We start from the raw sequence: 24,918 nt of genomic DNA on the forward strand, positions 1-24,918 counted from the left end.
AAGGTAGTCATAACTTACGAAAGAATGTGCAGCACGAAAGGAGTACTATAGACATGAACGAAAAATGGTGGAAAGAGGCAGTAAGTTATCAGGTGTATCCTAGAAGTTTCATGGATAGCAATGGTGACGGAATAGGTGATTTACGTGGAATCATTACCAAATTAGATTACTTGAAGGACTTAGGAGTAGACGTTATTTGGGTCAGTCCCTTCTATAAGTCACCTAATGCAGATAATGGATATGATATTAGCGATTATCAGGGTATTTCAAAGCAGTATGGCAATATGGATGATTTCGATGAGTTATTAGAAGAAATTCATGCAAGAGGGATGAAACTAATTCTTGATCTAGTAATCAATCATACAAGTGATGAACATCCTTGGTTTATTGAATCTCGTTCTTCTAAAGATAACCCTAAAAGGGATTGGTATATTTGGAAGGATGGTAAGGGTGATCAAGAACCGAATAACTGGGAAAGTATTTTCTCTGGAAGCGCATGGCAGCATGATGAACTTACGAACCAATATTATCTCCATCTGTTTGCCACGAAACAGCCTGACTTAAATTGGGAAAATACAGAGATGCGTCATGAGCTATTTAATATGGTGAATTGGTGGCTCGACAAAGGTATCGATGGTTACCGTGTAGATGCGATCAGTCATATTAAGAAACGTGATGAGTTACCAGATATGCCAAATCCCAATGCTGAAAAATATGTTTCCTCTTTTGATATGCATACGAACCAACCAGGTATTCAAGAGTATTTAAAAGAGTTGAAAGAAGAAACTTTTGCTAAATACGATATTATGACTGTTGGTGAAGCAAATGGAGTAGGAATCGATGAGGCAGACGAGTGGGTTGGAGAAGTAAATGGAAAGTTTAATATGATCTTTCAGTTTGAACATCTCGGACTCTGGAATAAGGACCTAAATAACTCAGTAGATGTTATTGCTTTAAAGCAAGTTCTAACTAAATGGCAAAAAGGATTACACTCAAAAGGATGGAATGCTCTATTCCTTGAAAATCACGATCAGACACGTAGTGTTTCGAGCTGGGGAAATGACAAAGAGTACTGGAATGAAAGTGCCAAAATGCTAGCTGCCTGCTACTTCTTGATGCAAGGAACTCCATTTATCTATCAAGGCCAGGAAATTGGCATGACAAACGTTCAGTTTCCATCTATTCATGACTATGATGATATTGGCATGAAGAATTTTTATGATTTAGAAATAGCGAACGGTAAGTCGCATGAAGAGGTAATGGAGGTTATTTGGCGAAATGGCCGTGATAACTCAAGAACTCCGATGCAGTGGGATAGTACTTTAAATAGCGGATTTTCAGTAGGTGAGCCGTGGATGAAAGTCAATCCGAATTATTTAACGATTAATGTTGCAAATCAATTAGGAGATGAGAATTCTATTTATCATTTCTATAAGAAGATGATTCAAGTAAGGAAAGAAAATCCTCTATTTGTGTATGGAGAATATGATGTGATACAAGAAGAGCATCCCGATGTATACGTCTACTCACGAACAATAGGAGATCAGTTTGCGTTTGTGTTATGTAATTTTAGACAACAAATTACGGAACTTAAGTTAAAACATTTACCGAAACGTAACACAGATCTTATACTATATAATTATGAGAATGCACCGGAGCAGCTATCCGAGACTATAACTCTTAATCCATTTGAAGTAAGAGTATACTTATATAAGTAATATAACCGATGTAAGATTAGCGAAAGAGAGAGAGAGGAATTTCTAATGGCGATTACAATTAAAGATGTGGCGAAGCTGGCTAAAGTTGCTCCTTCGACTGTTTCCCGGGTGATTGCTAATAGTCCCCGGATAAGCGAAGACACGAAGACACGAGTAAGGGACGCGATGGATGAACTTAAATATCATCCGAATTTTATTGCCCGTAGCCTAGCCAGTCAGTCGACTAAAGTGATAGGTCTTGTTTTACCTCACTCATCTGGCGTGTTTTTTCAAAATCCATTCTTTTCAGAGGTTATACAGGGATTAAGCGAAGGTGTACATGATAATCACTATGCATTGCAAATGACCAGTGGTAAAACAGAATTCGATTCTTATGAAGGGGTCGTACAAATGGTTCAAGGTGGCAGAGTAGATGGAATAATCCTTCTGTATTCGATGATTGACGATAAAATTATGGAGTATTTAACTAAAAGGAAATTTCCGTTTGTCGTCATTGGAAAACCTTACGACCTCGTTGATAAGATTACTCATGTGGATAACGACAATTATATGGCTGCAAAAGAGGCTACCGATTATATAATAGGGCTCGGTCATCGTAAAATTGGCTTTATAGGTGGAAGTCCGAGTTTAACAGTTACATTAGATCGTCTAAATGGCTATAAAGAGGCACTTAGGGCATCTGACATGGATATAAATGAGGATTATATTATTCATGGGGACTTTCTTCGTGAAGGTGGGCAGGAAGCTGTAAAAGCACTGCTTAGAAGAACTATTCCACCAACAGCTTTACTTGTAACAGACGATTTAATGGCAGTCGGAGTAGTGAATACACTTACTGAAATGCAAATAGAAATCCCTACTGAAGTTTCTATTGTTAGCTTTAATAATGCGTTGTTTGCTGAGATGTCTAGGCCACCACTTACTTCTATTGATATTAATATAAAAGAACTTGGCTACCAGGCAGCAAGTAATTTAATCCAACTCTTAAAAAATGAAAATGATCCTGTTAAGCGAATTATAATTCCGCATACACTTGTTATCAGGCAGTCATGTGATGTTGCACCGGATGTAGAATAATCCATTTATATACAGTACATATTCAAAAGACAATTTATAATAATATTATGTAAACTAATTATGACTAAAGGCAATATAGGAAGGCTCTTTTTGAAAGCCCCGAATATACTACACTATAAACATACGGACTTAGTGGTATAAAAGGGGGTATATACACCGTGAAGATATCAGAAATTTATAAAAGGTATTTAAAGGGAGAAAAATTTAAGAGCATTAGTGAGTTAAATCTTAGAAGCTTGCCGATAAAACAGGCCGCTGATTTAGTTGGATCTTCGCCAATTATGCAAGAAATAGCAAAAAAACACTCGAAAAGTTTAAAACATAAAAAAAATTACCCGCTTTAAATAAAGTGGGTAATCATTAATTATTTCTTTGATAACATGTCATTCGTTTAACCAATGGCTCTGATTTACTAATGTGTATTGGTTTTACTATATCACCGGTTATAGCTTTAATATTTTTATTTTTTTGTCTTGCGCTAAATCGGCTTAAATTTCTTGTTGCACGTTTTTTAACTTCTTCGGTATTGATCGGAGTATTTACACTTACGATATTTATCAGTCCTTTCTCGATGATACATAATTTTGGTCAAGAGTTTACTACGCTCGTATCCTCATCATTATTTGTTAAGGCGACCATATACTCAATATTTTCTAGGTTTTTACTAATAGTTTTATGGAGCAGTTCAAATAAATATTTGTCTAAAATATCAAATGAATAGGAATAACTTTCTATTACAGTAATGTACTCAGTATGATTATAAGGGAAATACAAAACAAGATAGCTTTTCTTCCATAAATTATCCTCATCGATTTTGTTGTAAACCGCAGATTCCCCAGATTCTTTCGATTCTTCTACTAACACATGCAATTTTTCAGGTGCTGTACCATTGTATATTTTATACGTAAAGACACCATTAATCGGATGATTTTTGTATCCTAGTTGAGTTTCAGCTAGGAAATATTCTAGTACTTCCTTAAAATCTATAGTAGATTGAGATAAAAAATCTAGGGTCCGTCCTGATGCATCATCTCCAGTGAAGTAAGCCATAAGTCTTGCTTTAGTACCGCTGATTTCAACTGTTTCTATAGCAGCCTGTTCAATATTATCTACCTCAAATTCAAGATTTAAGAACTTAAATCTTTTTAAACGCTTAAAAGCAACGGGTATAGTGAGAAATAAAAGCAACCAAATGAAAAGAAGAAAGATTCCCCGAAAAATGATTTGATTAAAATTGGATTCCACAAAGGGCTGGACAATAATCGAAAACGCCGTTCCACTTGCATTTGTTGGGCTAGTATTTTCATTTTGAAGAAAAAAAGCTTTTGGATTTTCATTCAATATATTAAAACCAATCAGTATGGATGCAATAACCATCCACGATATTATAAGCGTAATTCCCGCTGTATAAAAGTATGGAATCAAAAAGTTAAGCCATTGAAAAAATGTCCTCTTTTCTTTGTTTGTATTTAGATGATTTATTTTTCTCACCTCATTGTCTCTATTAATATTAAATTATATGCAATTACATACAAAATAATAATTATATTTCAATAATAATTTAATATGAGACCATTCAGCAAAACGAAAACAGAGATGTAGTTCAATAGGAAATCTTGTTAGAAAAAATTCTGTGGTTTTGTTTGAAGAGAATATGTTATATTACAAACTAGATCTATATTTAGACAGAATATTTAGCGACTTACAAAAAAACACGTGTAAATGTTTACATAATAATATTATGTAAACTAAAAGATGTGAAAAAGGAGGAAATTCATGTTTTCATACGAAATTAATGACCAAACTTGCTTAAAAATGCTCGATTTACGGGACACTGAACATTTGTTCGCATTAACTGTTCAATCGAAGGATACGTTAAGAGAATGGTTACCATTTATTGATTTTACTCGTACTTCTGAAGACACGAAGATGTTCATCCAATCGACTATGAAGCAGTTTAGTGAGAATAACGGCTTTCAAGCGGGTATTTGGTATGACGGCAATCTTGCTGGAGTAATTGGTTTCCATAAAATTGATTGGAATAACAAATCAACGAGTATTGGGTATTGGTTAGGAAATGATTATGTGGGATTAGGGTTAATGACAAAATCAGTAGAGGCTTTTGTGGATTATGCATTAGTAGAATTACAATTAAATCGTGTAGAAATTCGCGCAGCTGTAGAAAACAAAAAAAGTAGGGCTATTCCAGGCAGATTAGGTTTTCAGGAAGAAGGCTGTGTAAGGCAGGCAGAGTGGCTATATGACCATTATGTGGATCATGTGGTTTATGGAATGCTCGCTAGCGATTGGAAAAAGTAAAATATAACCCTGATGTAACTATGTTAACGTTATATCAGGGTTTGAATTATTTGTATATGTAATAATCTTGTGCGTGGACTATTTGAAATCCAATAGATTCATATAAACTTAACGCATGCATATTTTCCGTTTCGACTTCTAAGTGGAGAGAATTACCTTGAGATGCATATTTCTTAACGATAGATTGTAATACTTTTCGTCCAATTCCTTTGCCACGGAAGTGGGGAAGTATACTAAAACCGTATATCCAAGCTTCCTCGTCTTCAACCTTAACTCTTATTTTACCTACAGATTGTTCATGTGTATCGATTATATACACGCTGTTATCCATTTCTAAGTCAACTCGATTTTCTATTTCTAAGGAACTTTCGTCATCTAATCCAAATGATTCAATATTTAACTGAACACGTAAGGGAAGGTCCTTTTGCTCAGCTTTCCGTGAGGTGAATCCAGATACTTCTTCCAGTTCTCTTGGTTCCCATTTCATTTGATGTTCTGAAAAGGAATACACTGCTTTATAGTGTTTCAAAAATGCTTTTGCTTCGTCAGAACCAGCAGGAGCGTTCAACAATATTTTATGAAAGCCCTGTATTTTTGCAACAGCCATAGCTTCTTCAAATAAATTGGAGAAATGATGTTTTCTGCGGTCCGTCGGTTTAACCATTCCGCAAACCTCAACTGTCGTACCAAAAGGATATAAACCTAGAAAAGCTATCAGTACATCGTTGTCATATAGGAAGAAGTCATAATGATTATCCGTACGTGTTTTCAGCATATCCCAATTTAACTTCAGCTGAAGTTTATCATGTAGTTCACATTCTTTTTGCAGTGCCTCGATATCTTCTAATTGTTTAGTAGTTAGCATAAGTGCTCCTTTTGTATCCATAGTATATTCTTGTCGATAGAAGTGCTGTCCAAGGGCAGTGGAAAGCGAAAATCAACTTAATCCAGATATTATTACTACTGTGAAATTAACTCACTTTATTAATATATAACGAATCAGCTTAAAATAATATGTTTTTTCTGAAAAATAAGAACCGTTCATTAGAAAATTATTCTAATGAACGGTTCTTTTATCGATAAATCGTAGCGCATCACTGGGGCAATTTTGAACGACTCTTTTGCCATCTTCTCTAAGTGCTCCGTTTGGATAAATCCATGGCTTATTGTTTACATCAAAAACAGAAGGGAGGTATTTAATGCAGTTTGCAGCATGTGTACATTTTATGGGATGAAAGTATATATCTAATTCATCTCCGTAATATTTTTTATAACCTAGTTTGATTAAATCTTCTTCTGTATCTGCCATCGGGTTACCTCCAATTTGTTTACAATTCGATAATTATAGGAAGTATCATAGGTTTTCTTTTAGTTCGACTATATAATAGCTTTTCTAGAGATTTTTTTATGTTTTGTTTTAGAACACGTTGGTTTTTGTTTGTATCCCTTGTTTTCGAAATAGTAGATCGTACATTTTGGTTCACATCTTTTATAAGCTCTTCGGACTCAGGACCATAGACAAATCCGCGAGAAATTGTATCCGGTCCTGAAATAATCTTGTTATTTGCTTTGCTTAGAGTGGTAACAATTACTAACATCCCATCCTCTGAAAGCAATTTTCGATCTCGTAATATAATTTCCCCGACGTCTCCAATACCAAACCCATCGACAAATACATTTCCAGCTTCTATATTTCTCGTTTGAACAGCTTTTTCATCTACAATGTCCACGACATCCCCGTTTTGAACGATAAATATATTATTTCGTTCCACACCAACAGATTCTGCTAACAGCTGATGGTGATGGAGCATACGATATTCGCCATGAATAGGAATAAAGTATTTTGGTTTCATCAAAGTAAGCATCAGTTTGAGCTCTTCTTGGCAAGCATGACCTGATACATGCATGCCAGTAACATTACCGGAGCCGTATATAACATGAGCACCTAAAGTATATAAGTTGTCTATAATTCTTGTAATACTCTTTTCATTGCCAGGAATAGGTCCAGCTGCGAAAATAATCGTGTCCTCCGGAAGTACCTCTACATTACGGTAGCTTGAACTTGCTAAGCGAGACAAGGCAGCCATCGGTTCTCCTTGGCTCCCTGTGCACAAGATCACAACATTCTCAGGATTCATCGTATTAATTTCGTTTTGATCGATTAGCATGTCTTCAGGAATAGTTAAATACCCTCGTTCCATCGCAACAGCTACTACATTAACCATACTTCTCCCTAATAATGCAATTTTCCTATTGGTCTTAATAGCAGCATTTACTATTGTCTGTACCCTGTGCACATTGGAGGCAAAGGTAGAGATGAAAATCTTCCGTGGTGCATTTCGAAACGCTTCTTCGACTTGTGCAGCAATTTTTTGTTCGGAAGCAGTAAATCCTGGTCTTTCGGCATTCGTACTTTCTGATAGGAGCAGTAACACGCCCTTGTTGCCAAGCTCGGCCATCTTATGAATATCCGGATATTGTTCATCTACAGGCGTTAAATCAAATTTAAAATCTCCTGTATGTACAATTGTTCCTTGTGAAGTATGAAATGCTACACCTAGGCAATCAGGTATGCTGTGACTAACTCGAAAGAAGGATGTCTTAATGGTTCCTAGTCTCAGTTTGGAGTCGGAGTCTATTAAAAATAGTTGTGTATTTCTTAATAACCCATGCTCCTTCAATTTAATTTCGATTAGGCCTACCGTTAAATTGGTTGCATAAATCGGTACATTAAGTTGTTTCAGAAAGTAGGGGATACCACCAATATGATCTTCATGACCATGTGTAATGATTAACCCTCTTACTTTATCCTCATTCTCCAATAAGTAGGAAATATCCTGAATGATTAAATCTATACCTAGCAGGGTTTCATCGGGAAACTTGGAACCACAGTCGATGACCACTATATCGTCATCTGATTGAATGACATACATATTTTTCCCTATTTCATTTACTCCACCTAATGCAAAAATAGATACTTTACTGTTAGTAGTATTCATCCTTATCCTCCATTCAAAAATGCTCTTCTAAGTATTGCCTCTTATCCCACTTTTATAAGGGGTTTTTAAATTTCCTTAAGGCAAAGGGAAGAAGAAGTACATAAATGGAACTGATAAACAAAAAGAATGGTTGGTCGTGAACTAAAGTCACGATCAACCATTCTTTTTTAGCTCTGAACTCCGGAGGTAGGACTCGAACCTACGACCAATCGGTTAACAGCCGATTGCTCTACCACTGAGCTACTACGGAATTATAAATATCTTACAAAACTTATTATGAACAAACTTTGTCTATTATATACAACTAATTTTTTAAAAAAATATAGTTAAATAATTATTATTTAACAATTAATGCAGGGCAGTGAACTCGCTTCATCACTTTATGGCTGACACTTCCTAACACCATTTCTTGTAAAGTGTTTAAACCTCGACTGCCAACAACTACAAGATCAACTTTTTGTTCCTTTGCATATCGAACAATTTCTGGACCAGGGGATCCTTTTAAAAAAGTAACTTTATAATTCACTTGTTCATCCTTTAGTAACTGTTCTACATTGGAAATTTTACGTTTGCGTTCTATCAGCAATGATTCGGCTGATTGGGCATGTAGAATGTCTTGCTTTGATTTGTCAAAATCTGTGACCATCACTACTTCGACTTTAGAATTGGCTGAACACATTGCCAGTTTAATCGCTTCTTTTGCGGCACGAACGGAGTTTTCAGAGCCATCTGTTGCTAAAAGAATGTGTGGATACATAACTAGTCCTCCTTAGTGTGAAGTTGTAATCCCTAAAAGTTTTTGATATAGCAGTTCACTAGCTGGATTCATCCCAATTACTGATACCGATTTTCCTTGTTCTTCTAATTTTGAAACAACTTTAACAATTGCTCCAACGGATGATTCATCCCACAAATGGCTACTCGATAAATCTATTGTAATAGTTTTTGCTGTTGTTTTTTCAATTGTTTGAACAAAATGTTGAGTAGAAGCAAAGAAAAGGGGACCTTCAATAATATATATGCCATCATGTTCCGTTATTTTCACCCTAGAGATCGAAGCAACAAAGAATAAGGCACTTAATATAACACCTACTACCACACCGATAGCTAAGTTATCCGTGTAGACAACGATTGCAACAGTCGCAATCATCACAACTGCATCTGCACGTGGTGCTTTCACAATATATTTAAATGAAGACCAATCAAATGTACCAATACATACCATAATCATTATTCCAACTAACACGGGCATTGGAATATCAATTACTAAATCACCTAAAACTATGATTAAAAAGATTAAGAAAACCCCAGCAACCAATGTAGATAGACGGCCACGTCCGCCAGACTTCACATTAATCATCGATTGACCAATCATCGCACAACCAGCCATACCACCGAAAAATCCTGTGATAAAGTTAGCGATTCCTTGTCCACGTGCTTCCCGGTTTTTATCTGATTTTGTATCCGTCATATCATCAACTATTTGTGAAGTTAACAACGATTCAAGTAAACCAACAATAGCTAGTGCTAAAGAGTAAGGCAGTATTATTTGAAGAGTTTCTAAAGAGAATGGTACGTCCGGTAAGAAAAAGCTTGGTAGACTTTGCGTTATCGTACCTAAATCTCCAATCGTTTTTAATTCAATACCAAATATAAATGATATTGCAGTTAAAATAACGATCGCAATTAGTGGGGCAGGAACCCCTTTTATAAAGCGTGGTACTGTATAGACCATTATTAATGTAACTGCGACAAATACATACGTTAATATGCCTTCCCCTAAAATATGAGGGACCTGTGCCATAAAGATTAAAATAGCCAATGCATTAACAAAGCCAATCATCACTGAATTAGGGATAAAACGCATTAGTTTTGCTATTTTGAAGACCCCTAAGAAAATTTGAATGACTCCAGTCAAAATAGTAGCAGCCAATAAATAATTCAACCCATGATCAGCAACCAAATTAACCATAACAAGTGCCATGGCACCAGTAGCAGCAGAAATCATACCCGGTCTGCCACCGACAAAAGCGATTATGACAGCTATACTAAAGGAAGCGTAAAGACCAACCATAGGGTCCACACCAGCGATAATTGAAAAAGCAATGGCTTCTGGAATAAGTGCAAGTGCGACGACAATCCCTGATAATATGTCGCCTCGAATATTTCCAAACCACTGTTGTTGAATAGTTTGCATATAGGTTCTCCTTCGGATATAGTCAATTTATAATGTCCCAAAAACCTGTGTTTTAGGACAATCTGTCATATCATAACATGTCTTTTCCTAAATAGGAATGCTTTTGGGAAATTGGAGGAGAAAAATGGAATTCGGATACAAAAGACCATTAATAAATGATGAAGATGTTAAGTTACAGCTAGTGGATATAAAACATGCAGAAGTCTATATAGAGCAACATCCCTATATGAAAAAAAGACATGAACTAGAAGACTTAGTCATGCAGCTCTCAAAGGGGGATCAATTGTATGTACAAAATTTCGTAGTGCTTGCGGATTCTCTTACACAATTCCAAGATTTATTGAGAGTATTTGAAAGAGACGAAGTAACCGTCACATTTATCGATGAAAATCTAAATAATACAGATATTTTATCAATGAGGCTCCTAGAGTTATTAGAGTTATTGACGAGTTTACAAACGAAAATTAAACGTCATCAATCCATTTTTGGGGTCCGTGAAGCCCAAAAGCAAGGGAAAATCATTGGCCGACCGAAAAAGTCAGATGATAATTTAAATAGAGCTTTTGCTATGTATGACAGCAAAGCATATACACTGCAGCAAATAAAAGCGGAAACTGGCATTAGTAAATCTACTTTATATCGCTATTTAGACCAGTTTAAATAGAAGGATAGGGGTAAACCTATTATTGAGTCTTAAAATAGTTTAAAAGGCCTTTATGAAAGAAATAGAGCATAATACGAGACAAACTTTGAAAAGGTGTGAAAGATATGTGGAAAATAGTAAATGGAAAGTTAATACAAACTGTCGATGAAACGAGAACTGAATATAAAACACGTATAAGTGCAAGTTTAATAAAAAAGCTCAAAGTAATGGCAAAAGAGTCAAATTCGCATATTGGTTATTTATTAGAAAACGGGTTTGAAAATATATTAAACGAAAGTGCATTAATGTACGACAAGAAAAACAGACCGAAAGATCGCATAGAATTTCGTACAACCTGTGATAAGGAAACACTGGAGAGTTTGCGATTGTTTGCTAAGAGTAATAAGTTAAATTTAAATGATGTAATTGAGGCAAGTGAAAGCTACATAAATATAGAGGATGTAAAAAATGCAAATTGGCGATATAGAATAGAAAAAGAGTAAAGAAGAGACATAAATGAAATTATAAAATAGGGATGTGGTCATAATATATATTATACTAAGTTATGTTTCATTATTGAAGTATACTAGTAATAGTGAGATATCAGAGAAATTTTCACTAATTTTACAGACTAAATTATGTTCATTATAAATCACATCGTATTTAAAATAAATGAATGTAAATACCAGATAAATTAAAGATTAAAAGTATAATCTTTCTCCACTTTTTTTCTTTTTTAAGAATTCTACATAGTAATATCATTGCCATCTTCAATAACTAAAATTTTATTTGCTTTTCCACTTGATCTCTCCCTTTGATATTTATTTATCTAAAATGCTTTTCTTCAGAATAGCATAAAAACTCATTCGCAATTATTATTGCAAATGAGTTTTTATATAGCTTTCATTTATATTGACAATTTAGTTCATTTGCTCCAGATATTCATAAACTGCCATCATTTCTTCTTTGTTCAACTCCCGAATACGTTTGAACAGCAGAAGATCTGCTACAATTCCAAAAGTTAAACTATCATCTATAACGTCTCTAACTTCCCCAGTAAGCCATATATCTGTTGATTTACCTTCGACTGTCACCTGAAGTCCCTCATTATTAATACCAGTGGCATGACAACTCACACAAGGTATCGTTAATTTGTGCACCCCATCATGAAGATTCTCTTCCGTTATTACTTTCTTTCCTTTACAGAATGGACATGGGTGACTTTTTCTGATTTTGTTAACCTGAGTAACAAGTTTTTTGTAACCAAATGCTTCATAAACATACGTTAGTTTTTTATATTTTCCATTCGTGAAATACTTATCAATGATGGTTTCTCTTGTTTCAATGATATTGTCAAAATCACAAATAGTTACCTTATTATTGTTGCTAATGGATTCAATATTGTTTTTGATGCTATTCCAAAATGGCAATACATTTTGCAGTACCATTTCATAACCAGCAAAGCTTGCTAGTTCTAATTCGAGCATTTTAAGTGCAGCTTGAGTTTCTCTAGGTAATAATGATACATCTTCGGCCAAAGACATATCCCCGCCTACAATAGCTTTCAATTTAAGAAGTTCAGGTAACTCCCCTACCGTTTTTAACACTTGTTCAAGTGGCTGTTGTATAATCTCTCGGATATCTGTCTCACCAAATTTAAGTTGTTTATGATGGTTTAACACAGATCCTTTGCACACCGGACATGAAATCATTTGTTTAGATTCTTTCATTTGCTCTTTAATAATCGATTTCGAAATGAACATATACATCCCAATTAGGTAATTAAAGCCTTGCCATGTTCTTTGTGTTTTGGCTGCTTTGTCATAAAAGGACTTATCCCAATACCCATATAAAAAAGTATGCTTTTCTTGTTCAGTCATGTCATTATAGCTTTTGCTAATATCATGACCTAGTTCATTTTTAATCTCTTCAAATAAAAATTCCAATTTTGGATATTGATAATATTTTAATACTTCCATGACATCTGGGTGCAGTAGACCATCCCAGAATGGTACGGTCTTGTCTTGAATAACCACATCCATATCAAATACTTCAATTACCCCACGTCCAGAACAACTCGGACAGTGATTGCCTTGAGAATAAAAGTCAAAGCTCCTCGTATCTTTATTGGTTGGTTGTGCAGCTACAATATGGTTAATTAGACCGCCTATTTCATAGAGAAAACTATATTGACTATACAAATGACGTTCCAAGTCTATTGCAATGACAGGAGCAATTTTGTCAGACTCGTATTCCCCGTATATCAATCGGGCCATAGATGATAAGCTTTTTAAAATTCCGCCCTTATAGATGTTTTCTGCATTTTTAAAATAATTAATCTGGTTTTCTTTCAAGTAATTAATGCCAGTTTGTTGACTGATAGTAGAAGAAATTCGCAATGGAGCAACCCCATTCGTAGTGTTTTGACCACGATAATAATTATCATGGCTAATAACATCAAGATGCTCCACAGGCGCAAGTTGTCTTTTCCCAAAATCCACGATAAAATCAGAGTTCTCTAGCATATAAGCGTTATGCTCAATCATAATGATGGAAATTGATTCATCTTGCAGAATAATTCTAATACTATCAATGAATTGATTTAATATATTTTGTGACAAACCTTTAGATGGCTCATCAAAAATAAAAAGAGTATGTGGATTTCTAGAATTAGCAAACAGCTCAGAAACTAAATGAACACATTGAAACTCACCATTCGATAATGATTGTGTTTTTCTTTCCAACGTTAAATAACCAAGTCCCAGTTTGATCAGTAAACTCAAGCGTTTATGAGCGATATCCCCCTCTGGCAATTCATCGATAATATCCTCAATCGATCGCAGAAAAATACCATCAATATCGTCACTATATTTCGTGAGTTTCCTTTTAATATCAAGAAAAGTTGCCACTGTTGAACGGCTAGTAATTGATTGGTTGCGATTTTGCCCAACCATTACTAGTTTGTCTTTTGGATAGCGCTTTAGAAAATCTTTTGCTATACACTCATTTACTAACGTAGATTTACCACACCCTGACTCTCCTGTAAAAGTGACAACTCTATTTTGAGGAATTTGAATTTTAGTCATTTGAATATTTCGACTGAAAAGTTCATGGAAGTGATAGTTTTCTGTTGGTGTTTCCTCATTTCGTTCACAACTGATTGGGTTTGGGCGTGGGGATTCCTCTACAATTTTACCGCCATATTTTCCACTTCCAGGTCCAAAGAACAATTGCTCTTCCGTTGTGTCTAGCACGGTGTCGGAGTGATCAATGAGCCAAATCTGATTTTTGTAACCCAATTTTTTAATTTGTTCTAGAATTTGCATTAATGTTTGATGATCAAGACCAACGGAGATTTCATCAATAATTATAATGGTATTTTCACTTGCTGCCATGAATTCAGCCAAGTAAAGTCTTGTTAATTCGCCACCTGATAATGTACCCATGATACGATTTATAGTTAAGTAACCGATGTTCATATTGATAATATTCTTAAGGATATGTTGTTTCGCTTCACTAATATGTAAAGCTTCTGCCAATGAGTGAATCGATTCGATACTTAAGTTGTTAATATCCGAAATACTATGTGGCTGATCGAACAATTCCATTCGTTTTTGTAGGACTTCCGTGTTATAACGCTTCCCCCCGCATTTTTTACATTCGATATTTTTCGTTGTACCACGACCTTTACATGCAGGACACCATCCTAACTCATTATTAAATGAAAAAACTTCAGGTGAAAGACTAAATTTTCTAGCAAGAGTATCGCGAATCTCTTTAAACACACCAGTATGTGTACCAATTGTTGAACGCGGATTAGAAGAAATAGCGGACTTTCCGAGAAAAAGTACTAAAGGCATCTCCTCCATTTTGATGGCACTGAAATTGGTCTCCATAATATTAGGGAATAAATACTGATATTCTGCCTTTGGCAAAAGTGAAACTAGACGTTTCTTCGATTCTTCGCCAATTGTTTGGCAAAATGTTGTTTTACCAGAACCGGAAAGACCGGCAATTCCAAACGATTTGTCTACAGGTATTTCTGTTTCTAAATTGTTAATATTATTTGCAATTAATTGATTTATTTTCATATTGTAATATCCATTCCATTCTTTCTATTTAATATTGTCATGTTTGTAGAGCTTGAAACAAAACTGGCCTTTATCTGCATATGTGCCTATTTAATGTTTAAATGTGTCGTCAGGATTCGAATACCAAAGACCGTCAATACTAGATTCCTTAAATCTACCAGCCCCCCTGTTCCTTTTTCCAAGTGTCATCAAAGTCATGCTATATATACAAACCACTCCACATTTTCATCGTAAATACAATACTCTATATGTGATGTAGTATGTGAGAAGTCCAATTATCGGTAGTGCAGCAATAGTAAAAACAGAATATGGCAAAGGGTTATCCAAATATGGAATGACTAACGCAAAAAATGCTAGCACTATGAATGTGGCTATAATGATTACGGAGAATGCTGCTTTGGCCGATTTGGCTGTAATTTCAGCTTCTCTTTCATCGTCATTTAGGTTCATTTCGGGAATAACTATTTCCCTCATAAGAATTCGCCCATTATTCCGTTTCTTCGAAAGATAGTTAGTGTACCAGGAATTTATCAAGGTTAAAATGACAAAAATTAAACCATACACACTAGTATTAATCTCATTTTCCTTATAATATTCGAAACTAATCTCATCATTTAAAAACATATCAGAAAGCTGAGTGTCTTTTACCTGCATAAAAGTGACCAGAGCGAATGAAATAATAAGTAATATACGTAAAACAATGGATATCGACAAGTTTCTCATTATATAACCCCTTTCTTTTTACAAGCATTAAAATACATAAATATACTAAAACAATTAGGACTTGTTCTCCTCTTTGTAGAAAATTTGTTCGATTGGTTCCTTAAATACCTCTGCAATATTCATAGCAAGCAGTAACGAAGGGGTATAACTTCCTTTTTCTAAAGAAACAATGGTTTGTCTAGTTACGCCAGTCTTTTCCGCCAGGTCTCCTTGCGTCAAATTAAATCTCGCCCTTAACTCTTTTACTCGATTTTTTAACAAATGGCTCCCTCTCCTAACATTCTAAAATTATTGTATAGTTGAATTGTCATTTTGTATAGTTTATTTTACTTTATGTTTAATTAACTTTACTTTTTTTATATCTCCATATGTATGGTATAGTTGCACATCGCTATATGAATACCTCTAGCAAACAAATAAAAAAAGACACCAAGATTTTTCTCGATGCCTTTCGTTGGTACTATATTCTACCTGTTTAATGAACTATTCTATTTGCGGATCTTCGTCAATGCTTCTGTATTCCAATAAATCTCCTGGCTGACATTCTAACGCTTTGCAAATAGCTTCTAATGTGGATAATCGCACTGCTTTTGCTTTCCCATTTTTCAATATTGAAAGGTTGGCCATTGTGATTCCAACTCTTTCTGAAAGTTCCGTTACACTCATTTTTCTTTTTGCGAGCATCACGTCAATATTGATAATTATTGCCATATTATTCACCTCAGATTTAGACTATTAAATCATTTTCTTCTTTTATATCTATCGCTTCTTTCAAAAGTCTTTGAAGGACAGCAGCAAAAACGGCAATTACTAAGGATGCAAAAACAGGTACCATCCCGACTATTACTAAACCTGGTGCATCATCCACCTCTGCCATGACAAAAACAAATGGTAAAGCTACAGCATATAAGCCACTTATAATAATCGCATAGGTTTTAATTTTCTTTAGGGCTCTAACAGAAAAGTCCGAAAAAGCTAAGTTTTTATCAATGTAATTTAATAGTTTAAAAGATTGGTACAAAGCAAAGTAAAAAGGGATTGCGGAAATATACATTACTGTTAAAAGTCCGTACACCACATACGCTAATTCCGATCCTTTTTCTATTGCCTCCTTGGCTTCCCCAGCTATTTGGGGCAATAAAAAAATACACATTGCGAGAACGGGGATTCCCATAAGAATAACAGCTAACTTTAGAAAAATTGTTGATCCTCGTTTCATAAAAGTACCTCCTACATTTAATATACATTCATAATAGCATTAAAATTATCGTTTATCAATATATAATTATTAAAATACGTTACAAAATTATTGTAAAATAGATTTTTAGTAATTAAATTCCACTAAGCTACTTATTGTTTATTAAAAGTAAATGTAAAAAGTATAGTTTTCCCTGTTAAAGCCCATTCTATAAAGTAAGTTTAGAAATGGAAGGAGCCTTGTTTCAACATGAAATTTCCCCTACCTTTCAGTAAAAGCAAGCACAACAAAGAGAAAACACCCGTAGAAACAGCTGCTCCGAGAAAAGATATAGGCATGATGACACCGCTGAAGATGGATTTTGTTCAATTGATCAAAGATGCAACTCAGGATCCATCTGATTTAATCGTGAAAGACATTCCACCTAATATTACTCTCATATATATAGACAATTTAGTAAATGATCAAGTGTTAACCGATCATATTATCTCCAATCTCCAAAAAAAATCAGTTGATACGCCAGATACTATAAAGGCTGCACTTTCCATACCAGAGATAAATGCATCCACTCGTTTGGACGTGATCGTAAAATCAATTGTTACTGGTTCAGTGCTTATCCATTTGGAAGGACACTCTCAAGTAATAATGGCTAATATTCCGAAACTGGAATCTCGTAGTTTGTCTACACCTGAAAACGAATCACAAGTAATTGGTGCTCAGGTCGGGTTCAATGAAAGTCTATCTACTAACATTTCCTTAATACGTCGCTATATTGTGAGTCCAGATCTTTGTAATGAAAAGTTCATAGTAGGAAAAAGGACAAATATTTCCGTTGCTCTTCTGTATATTAATGGGATTGCAAATGAACAGATGGTTAACACGTTGCGACAAAGAATTACTGATCTCGATGTTGATTCACTACTCGATAGTGCCGTTTTATCAGAAATGATTGACGACAATTCTATGTCAGCTTTCCCACAAATGCTTCTGACGGAAAGACCAGACCGGTTTTGTGATGGTCTATTAAACGGCAAATTAGGTATAGTGGTGGACGGTAGTTCCATGGCAATTGTGTGCCCACAGTCATTTATAGAATTTTTTCAAAGTCAAGAAGACCAAAACCTTAGATGGCAAATTGCTACATTTTCACGGCTTTTAAGATTTACGGCTATTCTTTTATCAGTATTTTTGACACCTATATATGTAGGGGCATTAACTTTTCATTATGAAGTAATTCCGCAGGCTTTTTTGGTTCCTCTAAGTGAATCGAGAGCACTGGTTCCTTTTCCACCTGTATTCGAGGCATTGTTACTTGAATTTATTATTGAATTGCTTAGAGAGGCTGGAGCGAGATTACCAACAAAAATTGGACAAACTATTGGTATTGTTGGTGGTATTGTAATTGGAACAGCAGCTGTTCAAGCAGGAATCACAAGTAATATTTTACTCATATTTGTTGCTTTAAGCGCTTTGGCTTCTTTTACTACTCCAAGTTATATGATGGGTAATGTTATTAGGCTAATCCGATTTCCTATTATTATACTTGCTGGCTTTTGGGGTTTTTATGGAATTATGCTAGCATTTTGTTTTATCCTCATACATCTTCTGCGCCAAACTAGTCTAGGTGCGCCTTACCTATCGCCATTTTATCCTCTTAGGCTGAAAGGATTGGCAAATAGTATTATCCGATTACCTTACCCCTTAACGTCTAAGAGGCCTGAGGTAGCAAGACCCGTTGATAAAGAAAAATATAAACCTGAACCTATTAAACCTGAAAACAGCTGAACTGAAGGTGAAAAGAATGAATAATACAATTCAACTTAGCCCAAAAGATATGATTAATGCTTATTTGCTGTTTTTTGTCGTTCACAGTACTCAAATTGGCGTTGGTGTACATGGTTTTCAACGTATTGTGTATCAAGATGCCAAACATGATGCATGGATTTCGGTTCTCCTTGCAGGACTTGCCACACATATAGTCGCTTTTTGTATGATTAAGACTTTAGAAATTTATGGCTCTAATGACCTCTACGGAATCCAGCAAGATGTTTATGGAAAATGGATTGGGAATTTTTTGAATGCCATTTATATATTGTATTGTTTTGTAGCATTTTTTTCTGTATTGAGAAATTATATTGAAGTAATTCAAGCATGGATATTTCCTGGAATTAGTACATGGTTTCTTTCGATTACCCTACTATTAATAATAATGTATGCATTTACCGGTGGACTGCGTGTGATGGTTGGTATCTCTTTTTTTAGTGTCATACTCGCTGTCTGGATTATTCCAATGTTAGTGTTTCCCCTAAAGTTCTCAACGATGGATAGTTTATTTCCTATTTTAGAAGTAAATATCATCTCCTTACTTAAAGGAGCACATTCCATGACCTTTACCATTATTGGGTTCGAAATATTAAACATAATTTATCCTTTTATTAAAGATAAGAAAAAAACGAGCAAATATACGCATTTAGCTTTGTTGTCTACCACATTTATTTATCTTTCAATCATGTTGGTATCTATTATGTACTACACGGAAGGCAAGCTCCTTAAAACTGTCTGGGCAACATTAACATTGTTTAGTTTTATCAGTTTTCCTTTTATGGAGCGATTTGAGTTTGTAGCGGTTTGTTTCTGGATGTTAATCATTTTGCCAAATCTTTGTTTATATCTATGGGCTGCATATCGCGGGATGATTCGGTTAGTAAAAGTAAGTAGCATAAAATTCGTTTGGATCTTTTCAATCCTTGCTTTCTTTGGTACTTTGATGGTGCAAACTAGACCACAGATAAATACGATGAACACTTATCTAGGTAAAGCCGCCTTTTATATCGTATTTATTTATCCCGTTTTGTTATACCTGATTACGATGCTAAAGAAGAAATTTACATCACAAAAGGAGCAAAACAATGAAAAACTATAGATTTTATTTCATTATCCTTTTTCTTCCAAGTCTCCTTATTGGGTGTGTGGAGACAAATATATTAGATAGAGTTGGGTTGGTAACCTTAGTTGGCTATGATGTCGGAAAAGAAGAAAGGATGTCCACTACCTCTGCTGTTCGTGAAGTGAATCCAGAATTTCAAAGTAACGTAGAAGTGGTCACAACGGAGAATTCAACTAGCAAGGGCAATCGAGTAAAAACCAACCGAAAATTATCTAAAAAAGTAGTAGTAGGTCAAATGAGAGTTGTCTTATTTGGAGAAGAGTTAGCAAAGGACGATATTCATCGCTATGTTGATGCACACCTGGAAAACCCAACTGTCAGTAATAGTCTTTATATGGCTGTAGCGGAGGGTGAAGTGGCACCTTTGTTGGAATACGAATATCAAAACATTGACGATATTGGACAACATATTTTTAGGCTATTGGAACAAAACATTGATCAAGAAAATATGATTTCCTCTACTCTTCATGAAGTGGGCCGAGATCTTTATTCGGAAGGAGAAGATATATTTATGCCTATCATAAAAAAAGAGGAAGAATTAGTGGAATTATCGGGAATTGCTATTTTTAAGAACGGCAAAATGGTAAGTTCATTACGACCAGAAGATACTTTTTATGTGAAACTAATTGGAGGTAATTATAAATCTGGAACATTTGAAACAATTTTGACAAAAGAGGAAATGCCAGATGATTTGATGAAAAACAAACCTGATGAAATTCCTTTAGCATTCGATGCTATTACTTCTGAGAAAGAGCTGAAATTAATTAACAAAAATACGCCAGAATTTGATTTGAATATCACAATAAAAACGAGACTAACAGAAATTTATCCTGATGTAAATATTGGAGATCCCAAAACTGTCAAGAAACTCGAAGAAGCGATTAGTAAAAACCTGTCAAGAGAGATATCTAGGGTTATTGCATACTGTCAGAGTGTGGAATCAGACATTTTTGCTTTCGGAGATAAGTATCGAAGCTCGGTAAGAAACTCTAAACTAACAAAGGAAAAATGGCATGAATTATACAAAAATATGAAAGTAAATGTTAAAGTAGACCTTACCATACTGAGAAGTGGCGTTTTTGAATGAGTGAGACTTAAAAACCTCATCTTAGTCAAACTTATAAATTAGTATTCCGATTTGTTTGCTGACCTGTCATAACAGACAAGAAATGAAAAAAGAATTTTTCGTAATCTATATCAAATGCTATACGGTGAGTCTTTTCCCCATTATTGTTTGAATACGGCCGAGTATCAGCAATACTTTGACCTCTTGAAGGTCCACCCAGGTCATCTACAATAATAACTGGATAAGATCCAAACATGAAAATCTCTGGATAGATCGTTGCTATTAGGGTGAGAGCATCATGGACGGGGCTCCCTTGTAGGGACGGGTCCCTTTCTTGATAAAAGCGTGTATAGTATTCCATTAATGGTTTGAAAATTTTAGTTTGCCCGAATTGTTCTATATAATCTACCATCTCAGGTGTGACTATTGCCTGTTGTGTGGCATTTAATGGAATAATCGTTACATTATTTGCGTACGTCAGGACAATATTCACAGCCACAGGGTCTCCGTGAAAATTTGCTTCTGCAACAGTTGTGACATTTCCTGGAATCCAAAAAGCCCCACCCATAATATAAAATTCTTTCACATTTGTCATAAGGTCTCTGTAGAGTATGAACATCGTGGCAAGTGAAGTAAGTCGACCGATATTAACAATTATTAATTCATCCTTATAATTCTCAATTATTTGGACTATTTCAAGGAAGTTTTCGATAATTACAGTTTGTTTATCATCCGGAATGATTGGACCGAGTCCATGTTCTCCATGTATTTCTGGATAGAAAGTGGGCTCCTCCCCTGTTAAAGGTACCTCCGCCCCGCGGATAACTGGAATTGCTCCAGGAAAGTCAAATAATTTCATTAAATAATATATATTCGATACAGCATCTTCTCTAGACACATTGCCGTAATCTGCTACGATGCCTACAATTTCTATATCTTTGTTTAAACTTGCATAGATTAATGCTACCGTATCGTCGATGCCAATATCACCGAATAGAAGTACTTTTTTACTCAGGTATGGCCCTCCTTTATTTTTCTTATTTAAGTACCTTATGTTATGTCTAATGGTACTAATGAGTCCCTATTATTTACCAATTTTTCTGGAAACTAAGGAAAGGGCTAGTCTGTTCTTTTCAAATGAGTAACAAATGAAATGGGATACTAAAATTTGTAAACAATAAAAAAAACCACTTAGATGCAATCACTTCTAAGTGGAAGAATAGACCGGTTCCCTTCAAGGGGGATGGCACTTTTGGCAAAAGCAATCCACAGCGATAACTCAAAGGTGGAATGCTTTTTTCGTATGCAATTCTAAGCTGCTATTCAACACCGACTATATTACTTCTACGCTCAAGTAATACGACATCGCGCCAGATTCCATTTAATCTTCCAATTTGTTTTCTCGTACCTACTTCTTCAAAACCGAACTTTTTATGTAAATTTATGCTAGCAATATTTTCAGGAAAGATCATGGATTGGATTGTCCAAATTTGCTGTTGCTCACTAGAGTCAATTATATGTTGAAGCAATTTACTACCAACCCCCATTCCAGCTGCAGTTGAAGCAATATATATACTTACTTCTACAACTCCTGAAAATGCACGCATCGTAGAAATAGAGGTAAATGCTACCCACCCCACTACTACACCATTCTGTTTGGCAACAAATCGGCAATTCGTTAGGTGATCATCATTCCATTCGTCCCATGATGGTGCTTCTGTTCTAAATGTAGCATTCGCAGTTCTAATCCCTTCTATAAATATCTCTCTGACCGAATTCCAATCAGCGAAGGACATTTCAGTTATCACTATATCTTGGTTCATCTGTATTCCCCATTCTCCTATAAATAAAAGCACTTCCAAGATGGATTATACACCGTTGGAAATGCTTTTAAAAGAACCCGATTATACAATTTGAATACTTAGTAATAAGCCCAAATAAGCCGCTATGACGACGAATAGACTCATGATAAAGGAAAATATGGCCGGCATCTTTTTAACGAATGAGAATAGGCTCATTACAAGAAAAAGGACCGCTATACATAGTAGAAGTACTCCGTCTATACTAAATACCAATTGAACAGCTATGTCTGAAAATACAACTCCATCATGAAAGAGTATAAATAACGAAGAAAAACCTTCATTACTTATTGTTTCGTACATATTATGTGGTGGTGATTGTTGACTCATAGCCCCCGTTGCTGCAAAAATTAGGAGAAGTATGAAGAATTCTACTCTTGCCCAAGGACGAGGATCGAAATTCTCCTTTTTAAGTAATCGTTTTTTCATGAGAATACCATTTATACAAGCATACGCAATTAGTGGAATAATAAATAGATGCTTAATCAGTAGGCTTTGTCCATAAGAAACCATCCAAGTATCAGGATATGCCTCTAATGGTGTAGAGAAGCTCATCAACGATAAACCAGTTATTATTATAATACCAAAACAGTACAACGCCATGATATGAAACCACTTTAAAAAGGAAAGCCAGTTCTTCGTATTTTTGGAAAACCAAGCTACTATAAGTAATATCCCTACCCAAATGACAACAGATGCAAAGTGAAGGAAATGCGTGATGAATCCTTTTAAGCTTTCAATAGAGTTTGCATGACTTGACCAGCTTACACCCAAGATAAGTAGAAAAACGAGTATTATCCCTATAATTGAATAGTAAGGTGCTTTCTTTTCGTGAAAGAATTGGATATACACTCCTAAAAACACCGTTATAACGAACATGAATAACCAAGATTTCCCTACCTCGAAGGTCAATAAAATGGACTGTAAAGATTGAAATAATCCATAGTCTTCGGATAAGTAGATGACTAAGCTAATAAGCGGGACAAAAGAAAAGATCGCTATACCTATTACAGCAAATAGTTTTACCTTTCTAGAAACAACAATAGTAGGTATTAAATCATCTGGGAATAAAGCAAGAATATAGCTCCCCATTAATATAGCGAAGCACACATATAGAAGTGCCTCGCTTATAGTGGTTAAGACAAACATCATTTTTTATTTCTCCGAGTCATCCACCAAGCAGCTAGTGCAACGATAATGACTAAGACGATAATAATTCCTACTGTTGAAATAGAGCTTTTCTCTTCTTGTTCTGTTTCCACTGTCGTATCTATTTCTTCCGTATTAGATTCTACTGGTTCTACTTCATCAAGGGGTTCAGTTGTTGGTTCAACTGCTTCAACCTCTTCAGGAGCATCTAAAACAAAATCAATAACCCCCTCTATCGGGTGACCATCTGCTCCAATTATTTTCCAATTGATTTGGTAAGCTCCGTTTGCCAAGCTTTCCGTAACATTCCCAGTTAGTAAATGGTCATTTACAGTAATGTCTGCTACTTCTATTTCTTCATCGGAGGAATTCGTTAGTGTAAAGGAGCTAGTTTCTTCAATTTTTGTTAAAAATGAAAGTGTAATGTCATTTAACTTTTCTGTAACAGTGCTCCCTTGTGCCGGAGTGGAGCTTTCTAAGCCAGTGTGTGCTAGCGCGTTATTACTAAACAAAAGTACACAAGCAATTGTCATCCATAATATTTTTTTCATAATAAGCCTCCAAAATTTTGTGCATAAATATTAATGCCACTATACTTATACCATAAAGCCATGAAGAATGTGTGAAGTTTGTATTTTTCGTAATTTTGAGATATTCTATAAGTGTCAAATATAATATATAGGAGAGATTTTAATGGCAAAATCCGCTGCAAGACGTAAACGAGACCACCTAATACGTAATATAGGCAAAGATGTATCATTAGCTAGAAATGAGGTTAACTTTAGTACCCATGTCCGAATGACTAAATCAAAAAAAGAAAAATTACAGCAACAATATACAAAATATAAAAAGCATTTCACAGAAGGTATAACACCTAATGGAAATGCTTTTTATTATGACTATTTTTAGTTTGAAAAATGAACGCTTAAGCT

Annotated in this window: 25 protein-coding genes and 1 tRNA gene; 10 read left to right on the top strand and 16 right to left on the bottom strand. The window is 35.0% G+C overall.

Translation table 11 applies throughout. From position 1 onward, the window contains the following. Positions 1-53: 53 nt before the first annotated feature. The 3 genes from MKX39_RS08785 (at position 54) to MKX39_RS08795 (ending at position 3,139) form a co-directional block, all read left to right on the top strand. Positions 54-1,718, top strand: a complete 1,665-nt coding sequence (locus tag MKX39_RS08785) for a glycoside hydrolase family 13 protein (RefSeq protein ID WP_340769185.1) — start codon at positions 54-56, stop codon at positions 1,716-1,718. A gap of 45 nt (positions 1,719-1,763) precedes the next feature. After that, a complete protein-coding gene (locus MKX39_RS08790) occupies positions 1,764-2,795 on the top strand; it encodes a LacI family DNA-binding transcriptional regulator (RefSeq protein WP_340769188.1) in 1,032 nt (343 codons plus the stop codon). A gap of 158 nt (positions 2,796-2,953) precedes the next feature. After that, a complete protein-coding gene (locus MKX39_RS08795; RefSeq protein ID WP_093534240.1) occupies positions 2,954-3,139 on the top strand; it encodes a hypothetical protein in 186 nt (61 codons plus the stop codon). 244 nt (positions 3,140-3,383) lie between these two features. On the opposite strand, the gene MKX39_RS08800 is transcribed toward MKX39_RS08795, so the two are convergent. After that, positions 3,384-4,286, bottom strand: coding sequence for a hypothetical protein (locus MKX39_RS08800; RefSeq protein ID WP_340769190.1), 903 nt, complete (start codon positions 4,284-4,286; stop codon positions 3,384-3,386). 285 nt (positions 4,287-4,571) lie between these two features. On the opposite strand from MKX39_RS08800, the gene MKX39_RS08805 reads away from it, so the two are divergent. After that, a complete protein-coding gene (locus tag MKX39_RS08805; protein WP_340769192.1) occupies positions 4,572-5,114 on the top strand; it encodes a GNAT family N-acetyltransferase in 543 nt (180 codons plus the stop codon). Positions 5,115-5,160: 46 nt separating this feature from the next. On the opposite strand, the gene MKX39_RS08810 is transcribed toward MKX39_RS08805, so the two are convergent. The 6 genes from MKX39_RS08810 to MKX39_RS08835 all read right to left on the bottom strand — a co-directional run bounded on the left by MKX39_RS08810 (position 5,161) and on the right by MKX39_RS08835 (position 10,310). Further along, positions 5,161-5,979 carry a GNAT family N-acetyltransferase gene (locus MKX39_RS08810; RefSeq protein WP_340769194.1) on the bottom strand — a complete coding sequence of 273 codons (819 nt, stop codon included), beginning with the start codon at positions 5,977-5,979 and terminating at the stop codon, positions 5,161-5,163. Between the two features lie 192 nt (positions 5,980-6,171). After that, positions 6,172-6,423: a (4Fe-4S)-binding protein gene (locus MKX39_RS08815; protein WP_093534234.1), complete on the bottom strand. Its 252-nt coding sequence runs from the start codon at positions 6,421-6,423 to the stop codon at positions 6,172-6,174. A gap of 19 nt (positions 6,424-6,442) precedes the next feature. Then, a complete protein-coding gene (locus tag MKX39_RS08820) occupies positions 6,443-8,113 on the bottom strand; it encodes a ribonuclease J (RefSeq protein ID WP_093534232.1) in 1,671 nt (556 codons plus the stop codon). A gap of 178 nt (positions 8,114-8,291) precedes the next feature. Next, positions 8,292-8,363 (bottom strand) — tRNA-Asn (locus MKX39_RS08825). Between the two features lie 87 nt (positions 8,364-8,450). After that, positions 8,451-8,870 carry a universal stress protein gene (locus tag MKX39_RS08830; protein ID WP_340769197.1) on the bottom strand — a complete coding sequence of 140 codons (420 nt, stop codon included), beginning with the start codon at positions 8,868-8,870 and terminating at the stop codon, positions 8,451-8,453. A 12-nt stretch (positions 8,871-8,882) separates the two neighbouring features. Next, entirely contained in the window at positions 8,883-10,310 is a 1,428-nt protein-coding gene (locus MKX39_RS08835) for a SulP family inorganic anion transporter (RefSeq protein ID WP_340769199.1), read from the bottom strand. 124 nt (positions 10,311-10,434) lie between these two features. On the opposite strand from MKX39_RS08835, the gene MKX39_RS08840 reads away from it, so the two are divergent. Continuing rightward, the gene (locus MKX39_RS08840; RefSeq protein ID WP_340769201.1) at positions 10,435-10,974 is read left to right on the top strand and encodes a helix-turn-helix domain-containing protein; all 540 of its coding nucleotides are present in this window, start codon (positions 10,435-10,437) and stop codon (positions 10,972-10,974) included. Positions 10,975-11,078: 104 nt separating this feature from the next. Then, positions 11,079-11,456 (top strand): rRNA methyltransferase, encoded by a 378-nt coding sequence (locus MKX39_RS08845; protein WP_093534224.1) that lies wholly within the window; start codon positions 11,079-11,081, stop codon positions 11,454-11,456. Between the two features lie 417 nt (positions 11,457-11,873). Here the strand turns inward: MKX39_RS08845 and MKX39_RS08850 are convergent, their stop codons facing one another. From MKX39_RS08850 to MKX39_RS08870, 5 genes are all read right to left on the bottom strand, one after another. Then, positions 11,874-15,044 (bottom strand): ATP-binding cassette domain-containing protein, encoded by a 3,171-nt coding sequence (locus MKX39_RS08850; RefSeq protein WP_340769202.1) that lies wholly within the window; start codon positions 15,042-15,044, stop codon positions 11,874-11,876. Between the two features lie 225 nt (positions 15,045-15,269). Beyond that, positions 15,270-15,767: a hypothetical protein gene (locus MKX39_RS08855; protein WP_340769203.1), complete on the bottom strand. Its 498-nt coding sequence runs from the start codon at positions 15,765-15,767 to the stop codon at positions 15,270-15,272. A 54-nt stretch (positions 15,768-15,821) separates the two neighbouring features. After that, the gene (locus tag MKX39_RS08860) at positions 15,822-16,028 is read right to left on the bottom strand and encodes a helix-turn-helix transcriptional regulator (RefSeq protein ID WP_093534220.1); all 207 of its coding nucleotides are present in this window, start codon (positions 16,026-16,028) and stop codon (positions 15,822-15,824) included. A 222-nt stretch (positions 16,029-16,250) separates the two neighbouring features. Further along, the gene (locus MKX39_RS08865) at positions 16,251-16,478 is read right to left on the bottom strand and encodes a helix-turn-helix domain-containing protein (RefSeq protein WP_340769204.1); all 228 of its coding nucleotides are present in this window, start codon (positions 16,476-16,478) and stop codon (positions 16,251-16,253) included. Positions 16,479-16,494: 16 nt separating this feature from the next. Beyond that, a complete protein-coding gene (locus tag MKX39_RS08870) occupies positions 16,495-16,986 on the bottom strand; it encodes a DUF2975 domain-containing protein (RefSeq protein WP_340769205.1) in 492 nt (163 codons plus the stop codon). A gap of 228 nt (positions 16,987-17,214) precedes the next feature. Between MKX39_RS08870 and MKX39_RS08875 the strand changes: the two genes are divergently transcribed. From MKX39_RS08875 to MKX39_RS08885, 3 genes are read left to right on the top strand one after another with little or no spacing between them, the layout of a single operon-like run. Then, positions 17,215-18,750 (top strand): spore germination protein, encoded by a 1,536-nt coding sequence (locus MKX39_RS08875; RefSeq protein ID WP_340769207.1) that lies wholly within the window; start codon positions 17,215-17,217, stop codon positions 18,748-18,750. Between the two features lie 16 nt (positions 18,751-18,766). Next, positions 18,767-19,888, top strand: a complete 1,122-nt coding sequence (locus tag MKX39_RS08880; RefSeq protein WP_340769209.1) for a GerAB/ArcD/ProY family transporter — start codon at positions 18,767-18,769, stop codon at positions 19,886-19,888. Then, on the top strand, positions 19,875-20,999 hold the full coding sequence (locus MKX39_RS08885; protein WP_340769210.1) for a Ger(x)C family spore germination protein: 1,125 nt from the start codon (positions 19,875-19,877) through the stop codon (positions 20,997-20,999). The genes MKX39_RS08880 and MKX39_RS08885 overlap by 14 nt, the downstream gene beginning before the upstream one ends. Before the next feature lie 31 nt (positions 21,000-21,030). Here the strand turns inward: MKX39_RS08885 and MKX39_RS08890 are convergent, their stop codons facing one another. The 4 genes from MKX39_RS08890 to MKX39_RS08905 form a co-directional block, all read right to left on the bottom strand. Next, positions 21,031-21,993: a nucleoside hydrolase gene (locus MKX39_RS08890; protein ID WP_340771384.1), complete on the bottom strand. Its 963-nt coding sequence runs from the start codon at positions 21,991-21,993 to the stop codon at positions 21,031-21,033. 304 nt (positions 21,994-22,297) lie between these two features. Next, positions 22,298-22,801 (bottom strand): GNAT family N-acetyltransferase, encoded by a 504-nt coding sequence (locus MKX39_RS08895; RefSeq protein ID WP_340769212.1) that lies wholly within the window; start codon positions 22,799-22,801, stop codon positions 22,298-22,300. Positions 22,802-22,882: 81 nt separating this feature from the next. Continuing rightward, the gene (locus MKX39_RS08900; RefSeq protein WP_340769214.1) at positions 22,883-23,989 is read right to left on the bottom strand and encodes a copper resistance D family protein; all 1,107 of its coding nucleotides are present in this window, start codon (positions 23,987-23,989) and stop codon (positions 22,883-22,885) included. Then, on the bottom strand, positions 23,986-24,537 hold the full coding sequence (locus MKX39_RS08905; RefSeq protein WP_340769216.1) for a copper resistance CopC family protein: 552 nt from the start codon (positions 24,535-24,537) through the stop codon (positions 23,986-23,988). Before MKX39_RS08905 ends, MKX39_RS08900 begins: the two co-directional genes overlap by 4 nt. A 142-nt stretch (positions 24,538-24,679) precedes the next feature. Between MKX39_RS08905 and MKX39_RS08910 the strand changes: the two genes are divergently transcribed. Next, the gene (locus MKX39_RS08910; RefSeq protein WP_340769218.1) at positions 24,680-24,895 is read left to right on the top strand and encodes a hypothetical protein; all 216 of its coding nucleotides are present in this window, start codon (positions 24,680-24,682) and stop codon (positions 24,893-24,895) included. The last annotated feature ends 23 nt before the right edge of the window (positions 24,896-24,918 follow it).

Origin of the sequence: Psychrobacillus sp. FSL K6-1464 (assembly GCF_038003145.1) — a bacterium.
Taxonomy (GTDB): Bacteria; Bacillota; Bacilli; order Bacillales_A; family Planococcaceae; genus Psychrobacillus; species Psychrobacillus psychrotolerans.

Excerpts from the sequence above, each read along its gene's own strand:
- MKX39_RS08785 (WP_340769185.1), top strand. The coding sequence starts at position 54 with ATGAACGAAAAATGGTGGAAAGAGGCAGTAAGTTATCAGGTGTATCCT.
- MKX39_RS08790 (WP_340769188.1), top strand. The coding sequence starts at position 1,764 with ATGGCGATTACAATTAAAGATGTGGCGAAGCTGGCTAAAGTTGCTCCT.
- MKX39_RS08805 (WP_340769192.1), top strand. The coding sequence starts at position 4,572 with ATGTTTTCATACGAAATTAATGACCAAACTTGCTTAAAAATGCTCGAT.
- MKX39_RS08810 (WP_340769194.1), bottom strand. The coding sequence starts at position 5,979 with ATGCTAACTACTAAACAATTAGAAGATATCGAGGCACTGCAAAAAGAA.
- MKX39_RS08815 (WP_093534234.1), bottom strand. The coding sequence starts at position 6,423 with ATGGCAGATACAGAAGAAGATTTAATCAAACTAGGTTATAAAAAATAT.
- MKX39_RS08820 (WP_093534232.1), bottom strand. The coding sequence starts at position 8,113 with ATGAATACTACTAACAGTAAAGTATCTATTTTTGCATTAGGTGGAGTA.
- MKX39_RS08830 (WP_340769197.1), bottom strand. The coding sequence starts at position 8,870 with ATGTATCCACACATTCTTTTAGCAACAGATGGCTCTGAAAACTCCGTT.
- MKX39_RS08835 (WP_340769199.1), bottom strand. The coding sequence starts at position 10,310 with ATGCAAACTATTCAACAACAGTGGTTTGGAAATATTCGAGGCGACATA.
- MKX39_RS08840 (WP_340769201.1), top strand. The coding sequence starts at position 10,435 with ATGGAATTCGGATACAAAAGACCATTAATAAATGATGAAGATGTTAAG.
- MKX39_RS08845 (WP_093534224.1), top strand. The coding sequence starts at position 11,079 with ATGTGGAAAATAGTAAATGGAAAGTTAATACAAACTGTCGATGAAACG.
- MKX39_RS08850 (WP_340769202.1), bottom strand. The coding sequence starts at position 15,044 with ATGAAAATAAATCAATTAATTGCAAATAATATTAACAATTTAGAAACA.
- MKX39_RS08855 (WP_340769203.1), bottom strand. The coding sequence starts at position 15,767 with ATGAGAAACTTGTCGATATCCATTGTTTTACGTATATTACTTATTATT.
- MKX39_RS08865 (WP_340769204.1), bottom strand. The coding sequence starts at position 16,478 with ATGGCAATAATTATCAATATTGACGTGATGCTCGCAAAAAGAAAAATG.
- MKX39_RS08870 (WP_340769205.1), bottom strand. The coding sequence starts at position 16,986 with ATGAAACGAGGATCAACAATTTTTCTAAAGTTAGCTGTTATTCTTATG.
- MKX39_RS08875 (WP_340769207.1), top strand. The coding sequence starts at position 17,215 with ATGAAATTTCCCCTACCTTTCAGTAAAAGCAAGCACAACAAAGAGAAA.
- MKX39_RS08880 (WP_340769209.1), top strand. The coding sequence starts at position 18,767 with ATGAATAATACAATTCAACTTAGCCCAAAAGATATGATTAATGCTTAT.
- MKX39_RS08885 (WP_340769210.1), top strand. The coding sequence starts at position 19,875 with ATGAAAAACTATAGATTTTATTTCATTATCCTTTTTCTTCCAAGTCTC.
- MKX39_RS08895 (WP_340769212.1), bottom strand. The coding sequence starts at position 22,801 with ATGAACCAAGATATAGTGATAACTGAAATGTCCTTCGCTGATTGGAAT.
- MKX39_RS08900 (WP_340769214.1), bottom strand. The coding sequence starts at position 23,989 with ATGATGTTTGTCTTAACCACTATAAGCGAGGCACTTCTATATGTGTGC.
- MKX39_RS08905 (WP_340769216.1), bottom strand. The coding sequence starts at position 24,537 with ATGAAAAAAATATTATGGATGACAATTGCTTGTGTACTTTTGTTTAGT.
- MKX39_RS08910 (WP_340769218.1), top strand. The coding sequence starts at position 24,680 with ATGGCAAAATCCGCTGCAAGACGTAAACGAGACCACCTAATACGTAAT.